The organism is Chloroflexota bacterium, from assembly GCA_013152435.1.
GTDB lineage: Bacteria > Chloroflexota > Anaerolineae > DUEN01 > DUEN01 > DUEN01.
Window position 1 is genome coordinate 1 of the sequence record JAADGJ010000049.1, and the last position, 19,469, is coordinate 19,469.

Consider the following 19,469-nt stretch of genomic DNA (forward strand, 5'->3'; position numbering starts at 1 on the left):
AGAAGATGCGTATACAGACACGACACCTTGCCTCGTCCCTGCAGGCGCCATGTATGCCAATATGGACGTTGGACTTTGAAAAGGCCCTAGGGAGGGCTTCTCTGATAGTGCTTTTGCTCCAAGGGGCAGGGCGCGTTATAATGGAAATGACAGGGATGGATGCCCATCTCCTGCGACGGATCGTTGTTGTGTCCTTCGAGAATCTAGTCAAGCAAGGAGAGAGACCGATGCCCGAGTTCCTGAACCCGTTTACTGGCATGGCCCCCGGCCGTAAGCTGACCCGCTCAGAGCTGGCCAGGACCCTCCGACTCGCCATCGCTGCTGAGGAGGAGGCCGTCCACCTCTATGAGGCCATCGCGGATGCTACCGATCACGATCTTGCCAGGAAGGTCTTGCACGATATCGCGAATGAGGAGCGCGTGCATGTCGGCGAGTTCCAAAAGTTGCTGAACCTGCTGTTGCCGGATGAGGAGGGATATCTGGCAGAGGGTGCCGCCGAGGTAGAGGAGATGATGGAGGAAGACTCGGCGGAAGCGTCTTCGGGCTCGTCCGACGAGGGCTCGCTCACCGTGGGAGACCTGAAGGAGTGATCGTTACAGCGGGTTGTGCAGGATCATAGAACCTAAGGAGGATGCCATGTCGCACCATTTCCTTCATCGCGAGGATGCGCCTTTCGGCGATGAAGTCTGGCAGAAGATCGATGAGACCGTCACGGAGGCGGCCAAGAGTCAGCTATGCGCCCGGCGGTTGCTGCACATAGAGGGTCCCTACGGGCTCGGGTTGAAGACCCTGCCCTCGCGAGATGCTCCCGTTGAGAAGGCGGACGTGGAAGGCGTGAGCCTGGAGGCGAGCAGCGGAACCCCGGTAACGGTCATTCGCGGGGAGTTCGCTTTGGGGACCAGGGACATTGCCGCGTTCGAGCAGACCGGGGTACCCCTGGATCTGAGCTCGGTTGCGGAGGCGGCCATCGCTTGCGCCAGACAGGAAGACGCATTGCTCTTCAACGGGTCGGCATCCCTGGGCGTGAGCGGGTTGCTGAACGCAGAGGGGACCCTGTCTACTCGGCTCAAGTCGTGGGATGAGGTCGGCACCGCTGTCGAGGACATTATCGCCGCCGTCATGAAGCTGGATGAGGCCGGCTTTCACGGCCCCTATGCGCTGGCCCTTTCGCCAGGGCGCTATAACTTGCTGTTCAGGCGGTACCCGCAGGGCAACCAAACGGAGATCGAGCATCTACGTATGCTGGTGACCGACGGGATCGTCAAAGCCCCGGCCATCCCGTCTGGCGGTGTGCTGCTGGCGACGGGACGCCAATACGCCAGCATCGTGATCGGGCAGGACCTCATCGCCGGGTTCATAGGGCCGGCGGGCGGTCGTTACGAGTTCACGCTGTTCGAGAGCGTTGCCCTTCGCCTGCTACAGCCTCAGGCGGTGTGCGTGCTTCGGTAGGTGGGTCGCCCGCCTGGCTGCAACCCGGAAGGGAGCGAGGCATCTGTGGAAACCTGGCTGGCCAGGTTCACTACCCTCAGCGCGTGGAGGACAGAACCCGACTTATGGGTTCTGTCCTCGTTCATCCTCTACCTGTTTGGCGCGCAGATCGCCGTTCGCACGGCGATGTTTCCCCCGCAGCACGATTCCTCTCACGGCGCGCGAGCGCTGGTTTGGTGGGCCATACGCCTGGCATATCTGATCGGCATCCCGTATGCGGCGCTGTTGGTCGGTGCCCTGTCGCCTAAGCGAATGGGGCTGAGCGGGTTGGATTGGGTGCGCACGTTGGGGATGGGGATGCCGTTGGCTATGGCGGCCTGGCTGGCGATCCTCATCGGCTGGCGCCGGGGGACAGGAGCACGAAATCGCGTTCCCCCATCGGGTTCTCACCATCGCCTGCCCGCCGGATGGCCCTCGGCCATCGTGGAGGCCGCAGCACAGCAATGGCACTGGGCCTTTTACCGCAGCGCCGCCATCCGATGGTGGGGGCTTTATTGGGGAACGTGGGCGGGTGTCCTCCTCCTTCTCATCGAGTGGTGTGGTCACCCGTTCACCTGGCAGGCGCTGCGCCATCCTGGCCGGATTGGGCCCATCCTCCTGCGCTTGCTGGTGGCCGTGGTCACGGCCTCCCTCTACCTGGTGGTGCCCAACTGGTGGCTCGGGTGGGGGTTCCATGCGCTTGTCCTGTTGGGCACTGGGGTTCATACCTCTCCTGCCCCGGGACCCCAGATGCTCGGGGCCGAGGGCGTGAAAGGCGGATGAGGACCGTGTTCCTTGGGATCCCTCACGGCGCCTGCCGGATCTGCAAGGGCAGGTAGAGTCGGAAGGCGACGGCCTTACCGTGGCTGACGAAGATATCCCCCGCGCCCGTCTTATCCGGGCTGCTCCACACCGCCCATGCCTCGCCGTTTGTGCCGACCACCAGGGTCGGTTGATTGATGCCGTTGGAGTCCTGCCAGACCGTTTCCGGTGGGCTCCACTGGTCATCGAACCAGCGCATCTGAAGCGTGCCGTTGCTCACCCACGCCTGGGCCAGACGGTCTCCCACGGCCAGCGTAGGCTCGCTTAGATCGATCCCCGTCTGAGCCATGGTGGAGGGTTTTCCCCATCCTGTGGTGAGACGGGAGGCGGTCCAGACCTGCCAGCGCCCGCTGACCTTCTCCTGCCAGGTTGCCCATGGCGTGCCTTTGGGATCCAGGACCAGCGAGCCCCGTGTGGAATCCGCGTTCGGTGTGTTGGACACATACTCCGGCCATGTCCACTCGCTTCCCGTCCACCAGCAGTAGAAAACCTCCAACGGATCATCGAAGCTGTATGGTCCCACCCAGAGCACATGAGGGCGCCCCGTCGCGTCCGTTACAACCTGGGGACCGGTCCCAAAGGCATCTGCGATGGGGCCGCTCTCCCAGACCAGACCGTCCGTGGACTCGGCGTAGAAGATCATGGGATCTGTGAGCGCGTTGTCTACCCAGACCACGTGGCGGCGACTGTTCCCGGAGATGGCGATGCTGGGCGTGGCCGAGGCGGCCGTGGTGCGAGAGACGTTGATGGCTGAGGACCACCCTTTGGTCGCATCCCAGGAGCGATATAGGATCTCCGCGTTGCCGCCGAAGACGGCCACGTAGACCAGATGGAGCTTGTTGCCGTCAGCCGCCACGGCAGGCTCCGATCCGGTGCCGATGGCAGATGCGGTCGACCAGCCCGAGTCCGTTTGATATCGATGGTAGAGTTGATCGCCCTCCTCCCAGATGACGTGAAGGCGCCCGTTCACCAGCGCTGCAGCCGGGCTGGTGGAGTCAGCGGTGGATTGGGAGATGTTCTCGGGCTGCGACCAGCCCAGCGGCGTCTCTGCTGTGGGCTGTGCCTGGGCGATCCCGGGATACATTAGAACCACGATCATCAACCCGCTGATCACAAAGCCAAGTGTTCGCCATAAGACACGCATTTTCCATAACACCTCACACGATATGTTGAATAGGCTGTGAACGCGTCGGGAGGCGGGACGCACGGAGCGTGCCCGCCTCCCACGAGTCCTCAGTGGGGGAGAGGCTTAGCGGCTCCGGACGTAGATCTCTTCCGCCTCTACCTGAGAGGTTGAGAGTACACGTCCTTCCACTTTCGCCATCCTCCCCACAGCCGGCGTGCCCTCGATCTCGGTCTCATCCGTCACCATCACCGGGACGCCGCCGACGTTCCACAGGCCGATCACCCCGTCCTCAGGGAGGCTCAGGATCAGCCCCGCGAACTGCACCGTGGGCGGCTCGGGGGTATCGGTCGGCTCCGGAGTGGCGGTCGGTTGTGGCGTCTCGGTGGGCTCAGGAGTCTCCGTCGGTTCCGGAGTCTCTACTGGCCCAGGGGTCTCCGTGGGCTCAGGAGTCTCGGTCGGCTCCGGAGTCTCGCCCGGCCCAGGGGTCTCGGTGGGCTCGGGGGTCTCGGTAGGTTCCGGAGTCTCCGTGGGCTCTGGCGTCTCTGTCGGCATCGGAGTTCCCGTCGGCGCAGGCGTCGGCGTCTCGCCAGGCTCGGCGGACTCCGCCTGCACCTTCACGGCGACCAGGACGTCCCCCTGCTGGGTCGCGTAGATCTCGACCTCGACGCCCACCGCCGGCGTGCCTTCGATGGTGGCCGTGGGCGGGACCTGCACGGAGATGCCGCCGACCACCCACTGCTCACCGTCCATGCTGTAGATGGTGCCCTCGAGCTTCACCACGGTGGGATCGCCCACGCGGGCCAGGACCTTGATGTGTCGGGCGTGCAGCTCCCAGCCGCCCTCGACGGGAACGGACACCGCCTTCACGGCCACGCGGGCCCCGATCTCAGCCGAGCCTTCGTCGGTGTCGATCCGGGTGAACGTATCCACCATGACCCGGATGCCCGAGATGAGCCAGCTCTCATCGCCCATCTCCTGGATGATCCCGGAGAACTTCACCCGATTCTCATCGGGGACCTCCGTGGGTCTGGGCGTTACCGTGGGCTCTGGGGTCGTTGTCGGTTGGGGCGTCGGCGCCTCATCGGACTCCGAGATCTCGACCTTCACCGCGACCAGGGTGTCCCCCTGGAGCGTGGCGATGACCTCTACCCGATCGCCCACGCCCGGCGCATCCGCCGGCGTATCCTCGATGGTGGCCGTGGGCGGGACCTGCACGGGGATGCCGCCGACCACCCACTGCTCGCCGTCCATGCTGTAGATGGTGCCCTCGATCCCCACCACGGTAGGATCGCCCACGCGAGCCAGGACCTTAATGTGTCGGGCGTGCAGCTCCCAGCCGCCCTCAACGGGGACCACCCGAGCGTGGACGACCACGCGCACGCCCACCTCCGCCGGGCCGCTGCGGGTGTCGATCCGGGTGGAGTCGTCCACCAGGACGGTGACGCTGGAGATCACCCATGTGCCGTCCGCCTGGCTCTGGATGATGCCGGAGAACTCCACATCATCCTCATCGGGCTCAGGCCGGGGCGGCTTGACCACGATGCGCGTGGCCACCAGCGTTCCGTCGTCTCGCACGACCGCGTGTACCTCCGCAACGGCGCCGACTTGCGGCTCGCCGACGATGATCGTCTCATTGGTGACGACGACCGCCCGGCCGCTGATCACCCATGAGCCCTCTCCGATGGACTCGATGACCCCCTCGAACTCGATCTGCGCGGGGCGATCCGCGGTATCTTTCACCTCGATCTTGGTCGCCACAAGCTGTCCGTCACGGTATACGGCGTGGACCTCCGCCAGATCTCCCACGTCGGGGGTTCCCTCGATCACCGTCTCGTTGGTCACGAGGACCGGGACGCGGCCGATGATCCAGACGTCGCCGTTCATGGCTCGAATGATCCCGCGGAACTCGATCTCCTGAGGCGGTGGCGCCTTGTGGCGCACCCGGATGGCCTCGGCCAGCAGGTAGTCCGCGTTCTCACGCTCTCGGGCGATCACCTGGACGTAGTCCCCGCGGGCCGCCGGGCCGTTCACGATGCGCGTGTCCGCCGTGACCTCCACTTGTACTGGCCCGCGCCGCGTCTGGATCGTCCAGACGCCCAGGCCGCCATCGGGCAATTCCTGTACGATTCCGGCAAACCTCACCCGGCGCTCCGCCGGTGGTTCTGTAGAGTCCGCCTGGGCACTGCCTACGATCCCGATCAACAGGACAATGATCAGGCTCATGATAAGTGTTGCTTTGAAACGTCGACGAGTCTTCATAGTAACCCACCCTCCTTACATCCTTGATGTTCTCGGTTGTGATATCCGGTCCTTACTTACCTTGCGGTCGCTCCATCTCGAGGTGCGGAGTGATCCGCTTTGCTTCGCAACGATCTTTATGGCGATGCCGTGCGCTTCGGGGCTGCACGGCGCCGCCAGGCGTTACCGCAGATCTCTATCGCGTGCTGGGAGAGTTTTCTTCTCGCTCTTATGCACCGTTCCAACCTCCTAAGTTTATGCTACCTTTACATTGCTCATGTAGCAACGGGACCAAATGCCTAACTGAGCTTATGCTTAGTGGGGCGATCATCTCGCTTCCGAGAAAGCAAACGCCCCCGTTCGTTACGGGGATACGGCGCTCAGACGCCGTATATGGGGGAAACCCGCCTATCCGCATAGGTCAATTGGCCTATACGCGGGAAGGGAGCCCTTTCTTTTCGCCCCTTCCCAGCCCTGACCTCGCTTGCGTCGTTCCGTTGATGTGCGGAAGGGATCTTAGAGTGTGTCTGAGAAATGCCGTCGCTTCTGCTATGGGGAGGATCCCTCCACACCTCCCCCTGTGGATCTGGTCGTTGAGGGAGTCCCTCAGACACCTTGCCGGTAAACTTTCAGACGCGCTTAGCTTGCCATCCTCTTATCGGGATCTCGGATCGTTTCTGTGATTTTGAACAGTTTCCCGCTTTGGTTTGCATTGACACCCATCTGGCGCCGTGATATAATTTATATGTCCCCTCGCACGGGATGCGCACGCACCCGTGCATATTATGCTTGGCTTCCACGATCCCAACCTGGGGCTGCAAACGAAGAAGTGGGGTATACGGATGTGGGTACCGCAGGATATCTTTACGCCCCAACTGGATAGACGAATCGCACCCGAAACGCAAAGGGAAGGATGATATACCCTTTGCGTTTTTTGGTTATTCGGGGATGGTCTTATCCCCTATCTTGGCGGGAGAGGAGGTGATGAGCAAGGGTACTTCAACAGGATCCTCTCGATAGTATCCGGCAATCACAGCATAGTGTAAGGAGGGAAAAAGATGCTGGAGCGAAAGCTGAGTCGGCGGGACTTTCTGCGCGTCTCGGCTGTGACGGCTGTCGGATCTGCGCTGGCTGCCGCTTGTCAGCCAATGGCAGCTCCTCAAGCCGGTGAGCAGCCCAGTGCACCAGAAAAAGCCCCTCCCAAGCAGGTCGTGCTGACTCACACCTTCTGGGGAAGCCCGGAGGAGTGGAAGCTGTGGGTGGCGTTTGACGACCAGTTCAGCGCCGAGAACCCCGACATCACGGTCACATCTGAGCATATCCCCAGCAACTATGAGGAGCAGATCATGCTCCGCCGGGCGGCCGGGGACATGCCCGACGTGCTGAACATCCAGGATGAGCCCTTCCCCAAGTACGCCGATAAGGGAGTCTACACGGCTCTGGATCCCCTGGTCGAGCGGGACAGCGAAGAGTTGATGCTCGACGACTTCTTCCCCCAGGTACTGGATATGTTCAAGTGGGATTCGGAGGCCAAGGCGTGGATGCAGGGCACCCAGTACGCCATGCCCTGGGACGGCGCGGGGATCCTGTGGTTCTACAACATCGACGTCTTCGAGGAAGCGGGGGTGGAGCCGCCGCCCAACCAGGGCTGGGACTGGACCATGGATGAGTTCCTGGACACGTGCCTGAAGCTCGTAAAGTTCGATGCTAACGGTAACATGGTCCGGGGTGCCTTCCCCTTGCCCGGGTGGGTATACCATATGCCATTCATCTACACCATGGGCGGCCGCTACGTGGACCTGGAGAAGAAGAAGTGCATGCTGAATACTCCTGAGTCCATCGAGGCGGTGCAGTTCTTCGTCGATCTGCGCCTCAAGCACCATGTGACCCCGCTCTCCACCGAGTTCTCCGGCATGGGCAGCACAGACCTCTTCCGGGAGGGCAAGATCGCCATGAACCTGACCGGTCCGTGGTGGTTCCCCGATCTGCGGGCGATCCCGGAGGATGAGCTGCGCTGGGATGTGCTGCACTTCCCCAAGAACCCGGCGACCGGCGAGCGCTACACCCGCCAGAGCTGGGACGCGATGGCCATCGGCGAGGGCACCGAGAATGTGGAGGCTGCCTGGAGGTACATCAAGTTCGTTCTGGCCCCCGAAGGGCAGGCTCGCATCGCCCGGTTGGGTCGAGCCATGCCAGCACGACCCTCCGTGGCCAACTCCCCCGCCTTCTTGAACCCGGATCTGCCGCCCGCACACGAGGAGGTCTTCCTCAAAGCGGTGGAATACTACATCGTCCAGCCCATCAACCTGTACTGGAGCGAGATGTGGACCATCATCGGAAAGTACTGGGAGCAGATGGTGCTGGAGGATGTGCAGATGCCTGTGGCCGAGGCGGTGGAGAAGATCTGCGCCGGGGTGGACTATCTCTTCGAGAACGGGGAGATGCCGCCGGAATTCTAGCCTGCGTTGGGATAGCGGCCATTGGGGGGCGATGTCTCCCCAATGGCCGCTCGGCATTGGAGGTCCTGATGACTACTTTGGTTGATCGGTTGTTCCCTACCTCAAGCCGCCTGAGGCGACAGGAGGCGCTTACCGCGTATGCTCTTATCTCACCCTGGCTGATTGGGTTCATCTGGTTCACGGCCATCCCCATGGGGATCGCCATCTACCTGTCGCTCACCAAGTATCAGATCATCAGCCCGCCCGAGTGGGTAGGACTCTCAAATTTCACCAAGCTTTTCCAGGATCAACGCTTCCGGGTCGCGTTGTTCAACACGGCCTTCTACGCGGGTATCTCCGTGCCCCTGTACCTGGTCGCCTCCTTTGTGGCTGCGCTGGCCATGAACCTGAAGATCCGGGGCATCCGCTGGTATCGGACGATCTTCTACCTGCCGTCGATCACCCCGGCCGTGGCCAACGCGATGCTCTGGCTGTGGATCTTTAACCCTCAGTGGGGGTTGGCGAACTCGGTCCTGAAGTTCTTCGGCATCCCGACCCAGGATTGGCTGCTTGATCCCAAGCTCAGCAAGCCGTGTCTGATCTTCATGGGGTTGTGGGGGATCGGCCCTACCATGATCATTTTCCTGGCCGGCCTGCAGAACATACCCGAGCAGTTGTACGAGGCGGCGATGATCGATGGGGCGGGGCAATGGGCGCGCTTCCGCAACGTCACGCTTCCCATGCTCTCCCCGGTGACCTTTTTCAACCTGATCATGGGCATCATCAACGCCTTCCAGATCTTCACTACCGCCTACATCATGACGACCGGCGGCGCGGGAGGCGAACGCTCTTATGGCGTAGGAGGGGTTCTGGATTCGCTGCTCTTCTACGTGTTGTACCTCTGGCAGAACGCTTTTGAGTTCTGGCGGATGGGATACGCTGCTGCCATGGGATGGGTGTTGTTGTTCATCATTCTGGTTCTGACCTATATCCAGTTTAAGCTGGCAGAGCGCTGGGTCTACTACGAAACGGAACAGGGAGGATAGAGGGATGGTCACTGAGGCTGCCGCGGAAGCCAAAAGCGCAAGACGTGAGCAGGGATGGCTGGATCGGATATGGACGGCGAAGACCAAAAGGGTGCTAAAGGAGCTGATTGCTCACCTGTGCCTGATCCCCATCTCGATCACGATGTTGATCCCGCTTCTCTGGCTGTTCAGCACCTCGCTCAAGCCAAAGGGGATGGTCTTCACCTATCCGCCCCAATTGATCCCCAATCCTGTGCGCTGGCAGAATTATCCAGAGGCTCTGACCGTCTTGCCCTTTCACATCTTCTTCCGCAATACGATGATCATCGTCGTCGCCCGGGTGACCGGGCAGATCCTGGTCTCCACGATGGTGGCGTATGCCTTCGCCCGGTTGCGATTCCCGGGGCGGAACTTCCTCTTCTGGATGGTGCTGATCAAGATGATGCTCCCGGGCTCTGTGACGTTGGTGCCTGAGTACGTCATGTTCAACAAGCTCGGGTGGATCAATACGTTCCTCCCGCTGACCGTGCCCGCGTGGCTGCCAGGCTGGTATAGTTCCTCATTCTACATCTTCTTATGTCGGCAATTCTTTATGGGGATCCCAGCGGAATTAGACGACGCGGCCAAGATAGATGGGGCCAGTCATCTGCGCATCTGGTGGCAGATCATCCTCCCCCTGTCCAAACCCGTGGTCACGACGGTGGGGATCTTCTCCTTCATGATCGCGTGGAACGACTTCATGGGTCCCTTGATCTATATCCAGAAGATGAACCTGCGCCCGCTGGCTCTGGGCCTGCAATCCTTCCAGGGAGCGTTCACCACGGAGTGGCACTGGCTGATGGCTGCCTCGACGACGATGGTCGTCCCGGTCATCTTCCTCTTCTTTGCGGCCCAGCGCTACTTCCTGCAGGGCATCACGATGAGCGGGATCACGGGAAGGTAACCCCGAGCACGATCGATCCCCGTTTCCAGGTGGAGCGTCGGGTATGATGTCATCTCCCATCAGGCCCGGCGCTCCATAGTTCATGCTCCCGATTCCCCCGATCTCATCCTGCGAGAGGGATTTCATGCCCGACGTTTTGTATATTCACCCGACCAAATACGGCATCGCGACCCGGGGGCGAAGGATCAGCACCCCATATCCCATCATGCCCATGGGGATCATCCCCCTATCGAACCTGCTGCGCGAGGAGGGGCTGTCGGTCGTCGGCTTGAACTACCCCCTGGAGCTTCGCATAGACCGTTCCTTCCTTCTGGGGCGATGGGTGGCCTCCCAGGAGGGGGTTCGGCTGATCCTGATGGACTTGCATTGGTACGAGCACTCCTATGGGGTGATGGAGATCGCTCAGATCTGCCGTCAGCTCCACCCGGAGGCATGGATCCTGGTGGGTGGGTTCACCGCGTCCCTGTACGCCAGGGAGATCCTCGAGAACTTCCCTCAGATCGACTTTGTGATCCGGGGGGATGCTGAGGTGCCGCTGCGCATGATCGCCACGCGTTTGGGTCGCCGTTCCTCCGCGTTGCCGGACCTCTCGGACGTTCCCAACCTCTCCTACCGGGAGAGTGGCCGGATCGTGGAGAACGCCTTGACGTATCGCGCCGACGGGGAGATGCTCGACCGGCTGAACTTCGTGGACCTCGACTTCCTGGAGCACGCCGATCGATATGGCGAGCTTCAGTTCGTGGCGACCATGTTGACTGCCTCATCGCCCAGGCCGATGCGGGGGCACTGGCTGAGCATCGGCCGGGGATGTCACTTCGACTGTTCCTATTGCGGCGGGGGGGCGCGAGTGCACAAGGCCATCGCCGGCCGGGAGCAGCTCGTCCTCCGATCCGTGGAGGGTGTCGTGGAGGACATCCAGCGGCTGCAGCGGATGGGGGTCGATCAAGTATCCTTCTCCCTGGATCCCGCCATCCTCGGCGAGGCGTACTGGACGCGCCTGTTCTCCGAGATCCGCAACCGGGGCATCCGGATCGGGATATACAATGAGTTCTTCCAGCTTCCCAGCAAGGAGTTCATTGACGAGCTCGTGCAGACTGTGGACATCACTCGCTCGGAGCTGGCGTTTAGCCCCTTGTCCGGGTCGGAGCCGGTGCGCCGCCTCAACGGCAAGTTCTACACCAACCGAAAGCTGCTCCGGACGCTCTCGCTCTTGAAGAGACACGAGGTGCCCATCTACATCTACTTCTCCCTCAATCTACCGGGCGAGGACGAGAGAGCCTTCAGGAGGACCCTGGACCTGGCCAGACGTATTGGGCATCTCTATCCCTCCCACCTGTTGAAGATGATCAACATGTGTCACACCGTCGATCCCTGCTCTCCCATGAGTCACGATTCCCGACAGTATGGCATCGAGGTGAGCTTCCAGAGCTTCATGGACTATTACACCTACTGTCGCTCCGCCTCCACCGAGCAGTCCAGCCTGGATCAGGAGCAGTTTCGAGGCTTCTGGCTCCGTGATGATCAGAAGAGATCGCTGGAGGACATGGCCAATCGGTGGGAGGCGTTCCGGGCGAATGCGAAGTTCCTCTGCTATCCTGTACCCCGTGCCTGGTAGCCAAGGAGCGCGCCGTGGACAGCCGAGAGCGTGTGCGTCGGACCTTGCTGTTTCAGACGCCGGACCGGGCTCCCCGGGAGTTGTGGACGTTGCCCGGTATCGAGATGTTTCGTCAGGAGGAGCTGACGGCCATGCTGGAGCGCTTCCCCCCTGACTTCGCCTCTCCCGATGTTACCTACGGGCGGGGGGAGCGCGAGCGCGGCGAGCCAGCCGTGGTCGGGACCTATGTGGATGCCTGGGGGTGTCCCTTCACCGTGGCCGAGCCTGGCGTCGTCGGCGAGGTGAAGGACCCGCCTCTGGCCGATTGGTCGCAGTTGGATCGTCTCCGGCCTCCTTACGAAATCCTGGAGAACGCCGACTTCAGCCGGGTGAATGCGTCCTGTGCCGCCACCGATCGGTTCGTCAAAGCGGGCACGACGATCCGGCCCTTCGAGCGGATGCAGTTCCTGCGCGGCACCGAGAATCTGATGATGGACCTGGGGTGGGGGGTGCGGGAGGTCTACCGGCTGCGGGATATGGTGCACGAGTTCTTCCTGCGTGAGCTGGAGATGTGGACCCGGACGGATGTGGACGGCATCTCCTTCATGGATGACTGGGGAGCACAAAAGGGTCTGCTGATCTCGCCCGGGATGTGGCGGGAGTTCTTCAAGCCCCTCTATGCGGAGTACTGTCGCCTGATCCACGGTGCGGGGAAGTTCGCCTTCTTCCACTCCGATGGCGACATCACGGACATTTACCCGGATCTGATCGAGATCGGGATTGACGCGCTGAACTCGCAGTTGTTCTGCATGGATATCGAGGAGCTGGGGCGTCTGTACCGGGGGAAGATCACGTTCTGGGGGGAGATCGATCGCCAGGCCATCCTCCCGTTCGGCACCGTTGAGGATGTGCGTCAGGCGGTACGGCGTGTACGTCGGGCCCTGGACGATGGGCGCGGGGGCGTGATCGCCCAGTGCGAGTGGGGCATCAACGTGCCGGCGGAGAATGTCGCGGCCGTGTTCGAGGCGTGGATGGAGCCGCTTTGAGCGGAGGATTCACTCGCCGGACGGCTCGCCTATCGTGCTTTGCAGGAAGTCGATCATGCGCCAGAAAGCGGCGGTCACCTGTGGCGTTGGGTTCCAGGTGTTCAGATAGTGCGACGTGTCCTCGTACAGGATCAGATCGTGAGGAACGTTCGCATCAGCCAGCGCCTGTGCGAAGCGGACCGATTGATTGTAGGGGATCACCCGGTCGGCCGTGGTGTGCACCACTAGCGTGGGGGGCATGTGTCGGGCGAAGAAAGCCGGTGAGTATTGCATGAACCGCTCGGGATGGCGATCGGGGCGCCCGATTGCGGCGATGGCGGCATCATATGGCGGCGGGATCTCCAGCGTCTCGTCGTACAGGGCCTGCACCCCCAGAAAGGCGTCGCTGATCCCGCCTACGGTGATGACCGCCTTGATCTCCGGCATGTCCGGTAGCACCTGGTAGAAATACAGGGTGCTGAAGCTGCCGGCCAGCACGGCCATCCGATCCGGATCGGCGGCCGGAGTTAGTCGGCCGGCGCGCAGGAGCGTGACCGCTTGCAGGAGATCCAACGCGTGGGCCTGGATATCCAGCCCGCGGGCGGCGACGGGGGCGACGAAGAGGACGGTGAATCCCTGGCTGGCGAAGGCCACCGCGGCCGGCTCCCAGTGTGGCTCGTAGCTGGGGAAGGCGATCGCCAGCGTGGGGCCGGGCGTGCGTCTCCCGACGGGCTGGTAGATGCGGTCCACGGCGATCTCGGTCCCTGCTCGCTCGAACCGGAAGTCGATTCGCTCCGCCTCGACGTCGGGCGATGGAAACGTCCCTGTGACGATCGTGCGGCCGGTGATCGTCACGGGGATCTCGGCCGATAGCCGGATAGGGGGGCGCGGCGGCAGCGCAAAGTCGACGGCTTCCACGGTGGCTCCGGGGCGCACACGGATAGAAGGGGCGATGCGCATCCGATATCCCCACGCGGCGGCCAGTGGGACGTAGCGGCCGGCGGGGACGCCTGTGATCCGATAGCGTCCATCGCCGTCGGTGGCATCGTGATACGTCTCGCCCGTTGCCTCGGCCACCAGCACGATCGCCCCCTCGATCGGCTGGCCCATCGTGTCCATCACTCGCCCCGTTAGCCCTCCTCTCCCCTCCGACGGAACCGTGGGCTTTCCCCAGTGTTGAACGCGCCAGTGGCGGAAACGGAAATCGGCCACGTTGTACGCGCGCTGGCCGGTCGGCGTTTGCAGCGCGAGGAGGCCGGCGAGCGCCAGCACGGCCAACACGATTCCCATCCAGATGCCCCACCGCCTGATCATGTGTCCCTCCGGGGCTTTCTCCCACCCGGGATTATAACATCGGGGAAGGGGTGGACAAGCCGTTCCCCCAGGAGCCGATCGGATTCGCTCGCTTGTGTCCAAATCTCGTAAGAGAATCGTGACGGGAGGGTGATATCGTGGCTGTACGGTAGCCATTGGCGGGATCCCAGCGCCTCTGTGCTCCCGGGGTCCTCGCTCGCATCAGGGGGAGGGGGGCATGCCTGTCGATCGCGATGCGATGTTCCGAGGGCTTGTTGCCTGTTTCGTGCTCGCGGCCGTGCTTATCGTGCCGATCACCGTCGGGACGCCGATGGCGGAGGCGGTTGGCGCCTGTGGCGACATCGTGATCAACGAGGTGAAATTTAAGCAGACCTCCACGAACGATCCCAATTACATCGGCGAGGATGAATGGGTGGAGCTCTTCGTGGTCCGCGCCATTGACGAGCCCACCACGATCACCGTAGATGATTTGGAGACGAGCACCTCCGGTCGGTTCCGCCTCACGTTCACGGTGAACAGCGCATCCGCAAACTCGTACATCATCGTGCACGATAACGAGTCGGCAAGTACCAGCGAGCCACTGCCTCCTCAGGCGACGGACGTACAGGAGTTCTTCGGGGCCGGCACCGATGCGGGCCTTCACCTCAACGACTCGGGAGACAACATCGTGCTCTTGATCGAGGGACAGGCCTGCGAGGAGGTTCATTGGGGTACTCGTGGATCAGGCTCCAATAGCAACCCGAATCCACCCGCGATCGTGTATGCCTTCGGATCGACGACCAACATTGGGGCGGGGGAAAGCATCCAGCGAAGCCCCAATGGGACTGGGGGGAACTGGTATCAGGCCGGGACGGGCGCCCCTGAGGTGGGGTATCCGACCACCATGGGATTCGACAACAACGCGGGTGTCGCCACGGCGGTGATCCTGCAGTCGCTCAGCGCCCATAGTGGCAATGGGGCCTGGGCTTACCCTCTGGTGGGGATCGCTTTCGCCCTCACGCTGGCCGTGGCCGGCAGGCGTCGGTGCTGACGCTTACATCTACCTCCCATCAGGGGTTTCAGGACCTCGGGGGACGCAGCGCTGCGTCCCCCGACCCCTTTTTATCCCTCGGCGGTCATCTCCACAGCCATGCGATAGATCTCCCGGCGCGAGCGCCCGGTGAGCTTGCTCAGAGCGCGAGCGGCTGTGGATGGGGATACGCCCTCGTTCAGCAGGGTGGCCAACGCCGCCCGGACGCGTTCGTCCGGCCACGTCTGCTCGGCTGTCTCCTGAGGGGCTCCCCCGATGACCAAAGTGAACTCACCCCGTGGCTCCTCCGCCTCGAAATGCGCCAGCGCCTCCGTCACCCGACCTCGAAACACGGACTCGAAGCGTTTCGTCAGCTCCTCAGCGACGGCGATGGGGCGATCGCCGAGCACCTCGGCGATATCCGCCAGGGATTGGCGCAGCCGGTGGGGGGCCTCATAGGCCACCAGGGTGCCCGGCTCCGTTGCTACAGACTGCAGCAGCCTGCGGCGCTCCGTCCCTCGCCGGGGGAGGAATCCCAGGAACAGAAAGCGATCTGTGGGGAGTCCGGAGATCACCAGCGCTGTCACGGCGGCCACAGGCCCAGGCACGGGAGTGACCTCATGGCCTGCCGCCAATGCGGCCTGGATCAGCTCGTACCCCGGATCGGACAGACCGGGCATCCCGGCCTCCGAGATCAGGGCTACATCCCCCTCATCCAGGGCGCGCAGAATCCGGTCCAGCTTGGCCAGCTTGTTATGCTCGAAATAGCTGGTGACCGGCGTGTGGATATCGAAGCGGGTGAGGAGCACGCGAGCCGTGCGTGTGTCCTCGGCGGCGATCAGGTTCACCTCTCGCAGGACGCGTACCGCCCGAAAGGTCATATCCTCTAAGTTGCCGATGGGTGTGCCCACTACGTACAGGGTCCCCACGTCTTATCCCCTTATGCCGCTCGGCGATCGGTTATGGGAAGGGACCGCCGACCAGCACGTAATCCCTTCGGCCGTCGGTGATGCGTGGCTCCGGCCACACGCCACTCCCGGGATCCGCTCCCATGTCCGGGAGCTGTTCCCGGATGCGTAGGACCACTTCCTCCAACGCGGCATCCCGGTCGTCCGGGTCGAGCCCCGGATAACGTCCCAGCCGCCAGTTGGTCAGCTCCAACCTCACCAATTCCAGCTCTACCTCGTCAGCTTCCAGGGGGTTGACGAGCTTGGCGGCTTGGTGGCGGAGCAGGATGAAGAGGCTGTTCTGGGCGATGGCCAGCGCCTCCTCGATTTCCGGCTCGCTGCCCTCCCACTCGGATACCAGCTGGATCCCAAAGTGGCCGCGCGCCGCCTGGAGCTTGACCAGAAGCCAGGCGACCTGCTCGGCGAGGAGGGTGACCCGCTGCCCGGCGGTGAGCTTTCCCGCCTGGGAGAGCTCCGTGTACCAGGTCACACGAGCCTGCTCTTCCCGTCGCAGGAACTCGGCGAGATCGGCGCGCTCCGGCCCCACGTCTCCTCCCTCCAGTGCGATCCATTGGTTGATCAGAGTGAGGGCGCGCCGTTGTCGTTCCAGCCGAAGACGCTCTAGATCGGGGTTCAGCGGCAGCGGGGCTGCCAGGGATGCGGCCATAGATCGCCGTGGCGTCTGCTGAGGGCGTAGATCCACATCCTCGCTCACGCGCATGCGTAACCGGTTCGCCTCCTTGGGGCCCTCGATCTCGGCCACCAGGCGCGTCAGCCGCTCCAGGGCCTGTCGCCGTTGTACGGGCTGAAGGAGCGCACTGTAGCGGATCAGCGTCTCCGCCTGCTCCAGGCTCAGGGACAGCCCTACCTCGTCGCCGACAGTGAAACGGCCACGTGCGGCCGACAGTGACAGATCGAATCGGACGATGTCCGCCATGTCCGGGCCGAGGGCGGCCAGATCATGGGCGATCTGGAAGCAGAGGGAGGCATCTTCCCGTCTGTCCATCTCGATGAAGCGCTCTCCCACCAACTCCAGCAGGCCGCCGCGGGTGGCGTTGTCCAGGTCGGTCGCATAGATGACGATGGCGAAAGCGGTATCCGGCTCTCCGGCCTCTAGGGCCTTCCGGGCCGCCGCGTCGGAGGGGATTCCGGCCAGGGGCAGAAGCGCCAGATCGGGGCGTATTCGTTTCGCATCGATGACCTGGATCGGGTCTCTCCAGCCATGTATGGTGGCCGTCCGGTGGGCCAGATAGGCATACGCTACCAGGGATACGACTCCTGTGAGGAACAGGAAGATCGCCCCAGCAATGGAAAGGATCAGCAGCCATTTGCGAGCATGGTCGATGCGTCTCAGCATCCGGAAACCTCAGCGGCGATGACGTCAGAGAGCATGATGCAGTATACCATAGCGCGGAAAGGGGTGTCTATTCCAGGCAGGGTAGGGCTTGTATCCGGAGCGGGCCTTCCCTTCGCGAGCGTGGATCCGTTGGAGATGCAGGCCCTCGTTTGCTTGTCATTCATGCGTTCCTTTGCTATACTTGCGAGAAGGGGCGGCGTGTCGCCCCTTTGATCTGTATTAGGAGGGGTGATCTTATGCCCGAGCTGCCGGCCGGCATGCTCCGGCGCCTCTATCAAAAGGGGAGCTTGCGAAACGTCGAGGATGGCTTCGAGTTCGCTCTGCTGAATACGCTGGCGCCGGGTACGATCATCGGGTTGGGGCCGGTGGAGGTGGATGGGCAGGTGTTCCCGCCTGAGCAGATCACCGTGCTCACAGGGAGGTCGGAGCGCTCGGCGCAGCGGGTGAGCGAGCAGGGGCCGGTGATGTTTCCTGTGAACGGGGTGATTCGCCTGCGGGTGACAGGGGATCCTTTGTCACCGGGCCGACATGTCCTGGTCATCAGCGCAAAGCTGAAGGAGATTGGGGCGCTTCAAATCGAGATAGAGGATCATCTGGTTGCTGACAGGTGAGTCGTTGACATCTTTGGCAGCATATGATACACTTTGCGCGACAATAGCATAACTGGCTGGATGAACGGCGCGAGAGAGAATCCCGTTTGCAAGGGATCGCCGAAGGGGCATGGTCGGACCTGGACCGGGGGGGCTGACGAAACTCTCAGGCAAAAGGATCGCGCCGGGACAGCACTCTGGAGAGTCGTCGCAGGCGGATCTGTGACGCACCGAAGGGGCTAACCCGTCACGTGACGGGGAATCTCTCAGGTACAGGACAGAGGGAGACCGGGTGGCACCCACTCGCGTCTCCCTTTTCGTTTGGGATTCCGGTGAGGCGCGCGAGGGAGTGGGGGATCGCATGGGGGACGATGCCCCGGAACACGGTAGCGGGAGTGGCGAAGGATGGCGGATCAGGCGCTGAAACGAACGCGGTTGTATGACTGGCATGTGCGGGCCGGAGCTCGCATGGTGGCGTTCGCCGGATGGGAGATGCCTGTACAGTATCCCACAGGGCCCATCGAGGAGCACAAACGGGTACGCTCCTCGGCGGGCCTTTTCGATATCGATCACATGGGGCAATTCCGGATGAGCGGCCCGAATGCGGAGGCTTTCCTGCAGAGGATGCAGACGTGGGACGTAAGCCGGACGGCCGTTCACCAGGCCCACTATGGCCTGATGTGCTACGATGATGGCGGCGTCGTGGATGACGTCTTCCTCTACCATCTGCCGGATCACTGGCTCGTGGTCGTCAATGCCGCCAATCGGGAGAAGGATCTGGCCTGGTTGCAGGCGCATGTGGGAGATGCCGACGTGACGTTGCGGGACGTCTCCGAGGAGACGTACATGATCGCCCTGCAGGGGCCGAAGGCCCAGGCGATCCTGCAGCGGGTGACGGATGTGGATCTGAGCCAACTGCCGTTCCACGGCGTCATCGAGGGGACCGTGGCCGGAGTGCCGGCGGTCGTAGGGGCCACGGGATACACGGGCGAGTACGGTTATGAGCTCTTCTTCACGGCGGACGAGGCCGTACATGTGTGGGAGGCGCTGCTGGAGGCGGGGGAGCCGGACGGGCTCATCCCCTGCGGCCTGGCCGCCCGGGATACCTTGCGGGCGGAGGCGTGCCTGCCCCTTTACGGGCACGAGATCCACTCCGAGATCGATCCGATCAGCGCCGGGCTGCGGTTTGCCGTGCGCTTCGACAAGGGGAATTTCCTGGGCCGGGATGCCCTGCTCAAGGTGCACCTGGAGGGGCCGGAATACCGGCTCGTCGCGTTCGAGATGGTGGAGAGGGGGGTGCCCCGGCAGGGATATGAGGTGGTGGCCAACGGCATATCCGTGGGAGAGGTGACTACCGGCCTGTACAGTCCCACCACCGATCGGTATGTGGGGATGGCCTATGTGCCGACGGAATTTGCGGCTGTCGGGACCGAGCTGTCCATCATCATCCGGGATCGACCCCGTGCCGCCCGGGTGGTACGTCGGCCGTTCTACGTGCCCGCCTATCGAAGAAGATAACCCTCCCCCCAATCCCCAACACGCAACACGCAACACGCAACACGCAATACGCAACA

The 19,469-nt window shown here is 62.7% G+C and carries 15 protein-coding genes, 1 pseudogene and 1 riboswitch; of the genes and pseudogenes, 11 read left to right on the forward strand and 5 right to left on the reverse strand.

The window, feature by feature from the left end; genetic code table 11:
• Window positions 1-227: 227 nt before the first annotated feature.
• From GXP39_06065 to GXP39_06075, 3 genes are read left to right on the forward strand one after another with little or no spacing between them, the layout of a single operon-like run.
• Window positions 228-590: a Rubrerythrin gene (locus GXP39_06065; protein ID NOZ27605.1), complete on the forward strand. Its 363-nt coding sequence runs from the start codon at window positions 228-230 to the stop codon at window positions 588-590.
• 46 nt (window positions 591-636) lie between these two features.
• Window positions 637-1,449: a bacteriocin family protein gene (locus tag GXP39_06070; GenBank protein ID NOZ27606.1), complete on the forward strand. Its 813-nt coding sequence runs from the start codon at window positions 637-639 to the stop codon at window positions 1,447-1,449.
• A 45-nt stretch (window positions 1,450-1,494) separates the two neighbouring features.
• Window positions 1,495-2,250 carry a hypothetical protein gene (locus GXP39_06075; GenBank protein ID NOZ27607.1) on the forward strand — a complete coding sequence of 252 codons (756 nt, stop codon included), beginning with the start codon at window positions 1,495-1,497 and terminating at the stop codon, window positions 2,248-2,250.
• A gap of 22 nt (window positions 2,251-2,272) precedes the next feature.
• Here GXP39_06075 and GXP39_06080 read toward each other — a convergent pair whose 3' ends face one another.
• Window positions 2,273-3,433 (reverse strand): hypothetical protein, encoded by a 1,161-nt coding sequence (locus GXP39_06080; protein ID NOZ27608.1) that lies wholly within the window; start codon window positions 3,431-3,433, stop codon window positions 2,273-2,275.
• Between the two features lie 315 nt (window positions 3,434-3,748).
• Window positions 3,749-3,991, reverse strand: a pseudogene (locus tag GXP39_06085) (hypothetical protein).
• Between the two features lie 2,720 nt (window positions 3,992-6,711).
• On the opposite strand from GXP39_06085, the gene GXP39_06090 reads away from it, so the two are divergent.
• From GXP39_06090 to GXP39_06110, 5 genes are all read left to right on the forward strand, one after another.
• The gene (locus tag GXP39_06090; protein NOZ27609.1) at window positions 6,712-8,112 is read left to right on the forward strand and encodes an extracellular solute-binding protein; all 1,401 of its coding nucleotides are present in this window, start codon (window positions 6,712-6,714) and stop codon (window positions 8,110-8,112) included.
• 68 nt (window positions 8,113-8,180) lie between these two features.
• Window positions 8,181-9,137 (forward strand): sugar ABC transporter permease, encoded by a 957-nt coding sequence (locus GXP39_06095; protein ID NOZ27610.1) that lies wholly within the window; start codon window positions 8,181-8,183, stop codon window positions 9,135-9,137.
• A gap of 4 nt (window positions 9,138-9,141) precedes the next feature.
• Window positions 9,142-10,059, forward strand: a complete 918-nt coding sequence (locus GXP39_06100; protein NOZ27611.1) for a carbohydrate ABC transporter permease — start codon at window positions 9,142-9,144, stop codon at window positions 10,057-10,059.
• 124 nt (window positions 10,060-10,183) lie between these two features.
• Window positions 10,184-11,674: a radical SAM protein gene (locus tag GXP39_06105; protein ID NOZ27612.1), complete on the forward strand. Its 1,491-nt coding sequence runs from the start codon at window positions 10,184-10,186 to the stop codon at window positions 11,672-11,674.
• 14 nt (window positions 11,675-11,688) lie between these two features.
• A complete protein-coding gene (locus GXP39_06110) occupies window positions 11,689-12,699 on the forward strand; it encodes a methyltransferase (protein ID NOZ27613.1) in 1,011 nt (336 codons plus the stop codon).
• A 9-nt stretch (window positions 12,700-12,708) separates the two neighbouring features.
• Here the strand turns inward: GXP39_06110 and GXP39_06115 are convergent, their stop codons facing one another.
• Complete coding sequence (locus GXP39_06115) at window positions 12,709-13,992, reverse strand: prolyl oligopeptidase family serine peptidase (GenBank protein NOZ27614.1); 1,284 nt, start codon at window positions 13,990-13,992, stop codon at window positions 12,709-12,711.
• Between the two features lie 217 nt (window positions 13,993-14,209).
• Between GXP39_06115 and GXP39_06120 the strand changes: the two genes are divergently transcribed.
• Window positions 14,210-15,022, forward strand: a complete 813-nt coding sequence (locus tag GXP39_06120; GenBank protein ID NOZ27615.1) for a hypothetical protein — start codon at window positions 14,210-14,212, stop codon at window positions 15,020-15,022.
• Window positions 15,023-15,093: 71 nt separating this feature from the next.
• On the opposite strand, the gene rsmI is transcribed toward GXP39_06120, so the two are convergent.
• Window positions 15,094-15,930 (reverse strand): 16S rRNA (cytidine(1402)-2'-O)-methyltransferase, encoded by an 837-nt coding sequence (gene rsmI, locus GXP39_06125; GenBank protein NOZ27616.1) that lies wholly within the window; start codon window positions 15,928-15,930, stop codon window positions 15,094-15,096.
• A gap of 31 nt (window positions 15,931-15,961) precedes the next feature.
• Window positions 15,962-17,305: a hypothetical protein gene (locus tag GXP39_06130; protein ID NOZ27617.1), complete on the reverse strand. Its 1,344-nt coding sequence runs from the start codon at window positions 17,303-17,305 to the stop codon at window positions 15,962-15,964.
• Between the two features lie 236 nt (window positions 17,306-17,541).
• Here GXP39_06130 and GXP39_06135 point away from each other — a divergent pair, with 236 nt between their 5' ends.
• Entirely contained in the window at window positions 17,542-17,916 is a 375-nt protein-coding gene (locus GXP39_06135) for a hydroxymethylglutaryl-CoA reductase (GenBank protein ID NOZ27618.1), read from the forward strand.
• A gap of 60 nt (window positions 17,917-17,976) precedes the next feature.
• A riboswitch (glycine riboswitch) is annotated at window positions 17,977-18,087 on the forward strand.
• Window positions 18,088-18,300: 213 nt separating this feature from the next.
• The gene (gene gcvT / locus GXP39_06140; GenBank protein NOZ27619.1) at window positions 18,301-19,413 is read left to right on the forward strand and encodes a glycine cleavage system aminomethyltransferase GcvT; all 1,113 of its coding nucleotides are present in this window, start codon (window positions 18,301-18,303) and stop codon (window positions 19,411-19,413) included.
• The last annotated feature ends 56 nt before the right edge of the window (window positions 19,414-19,469 follow it).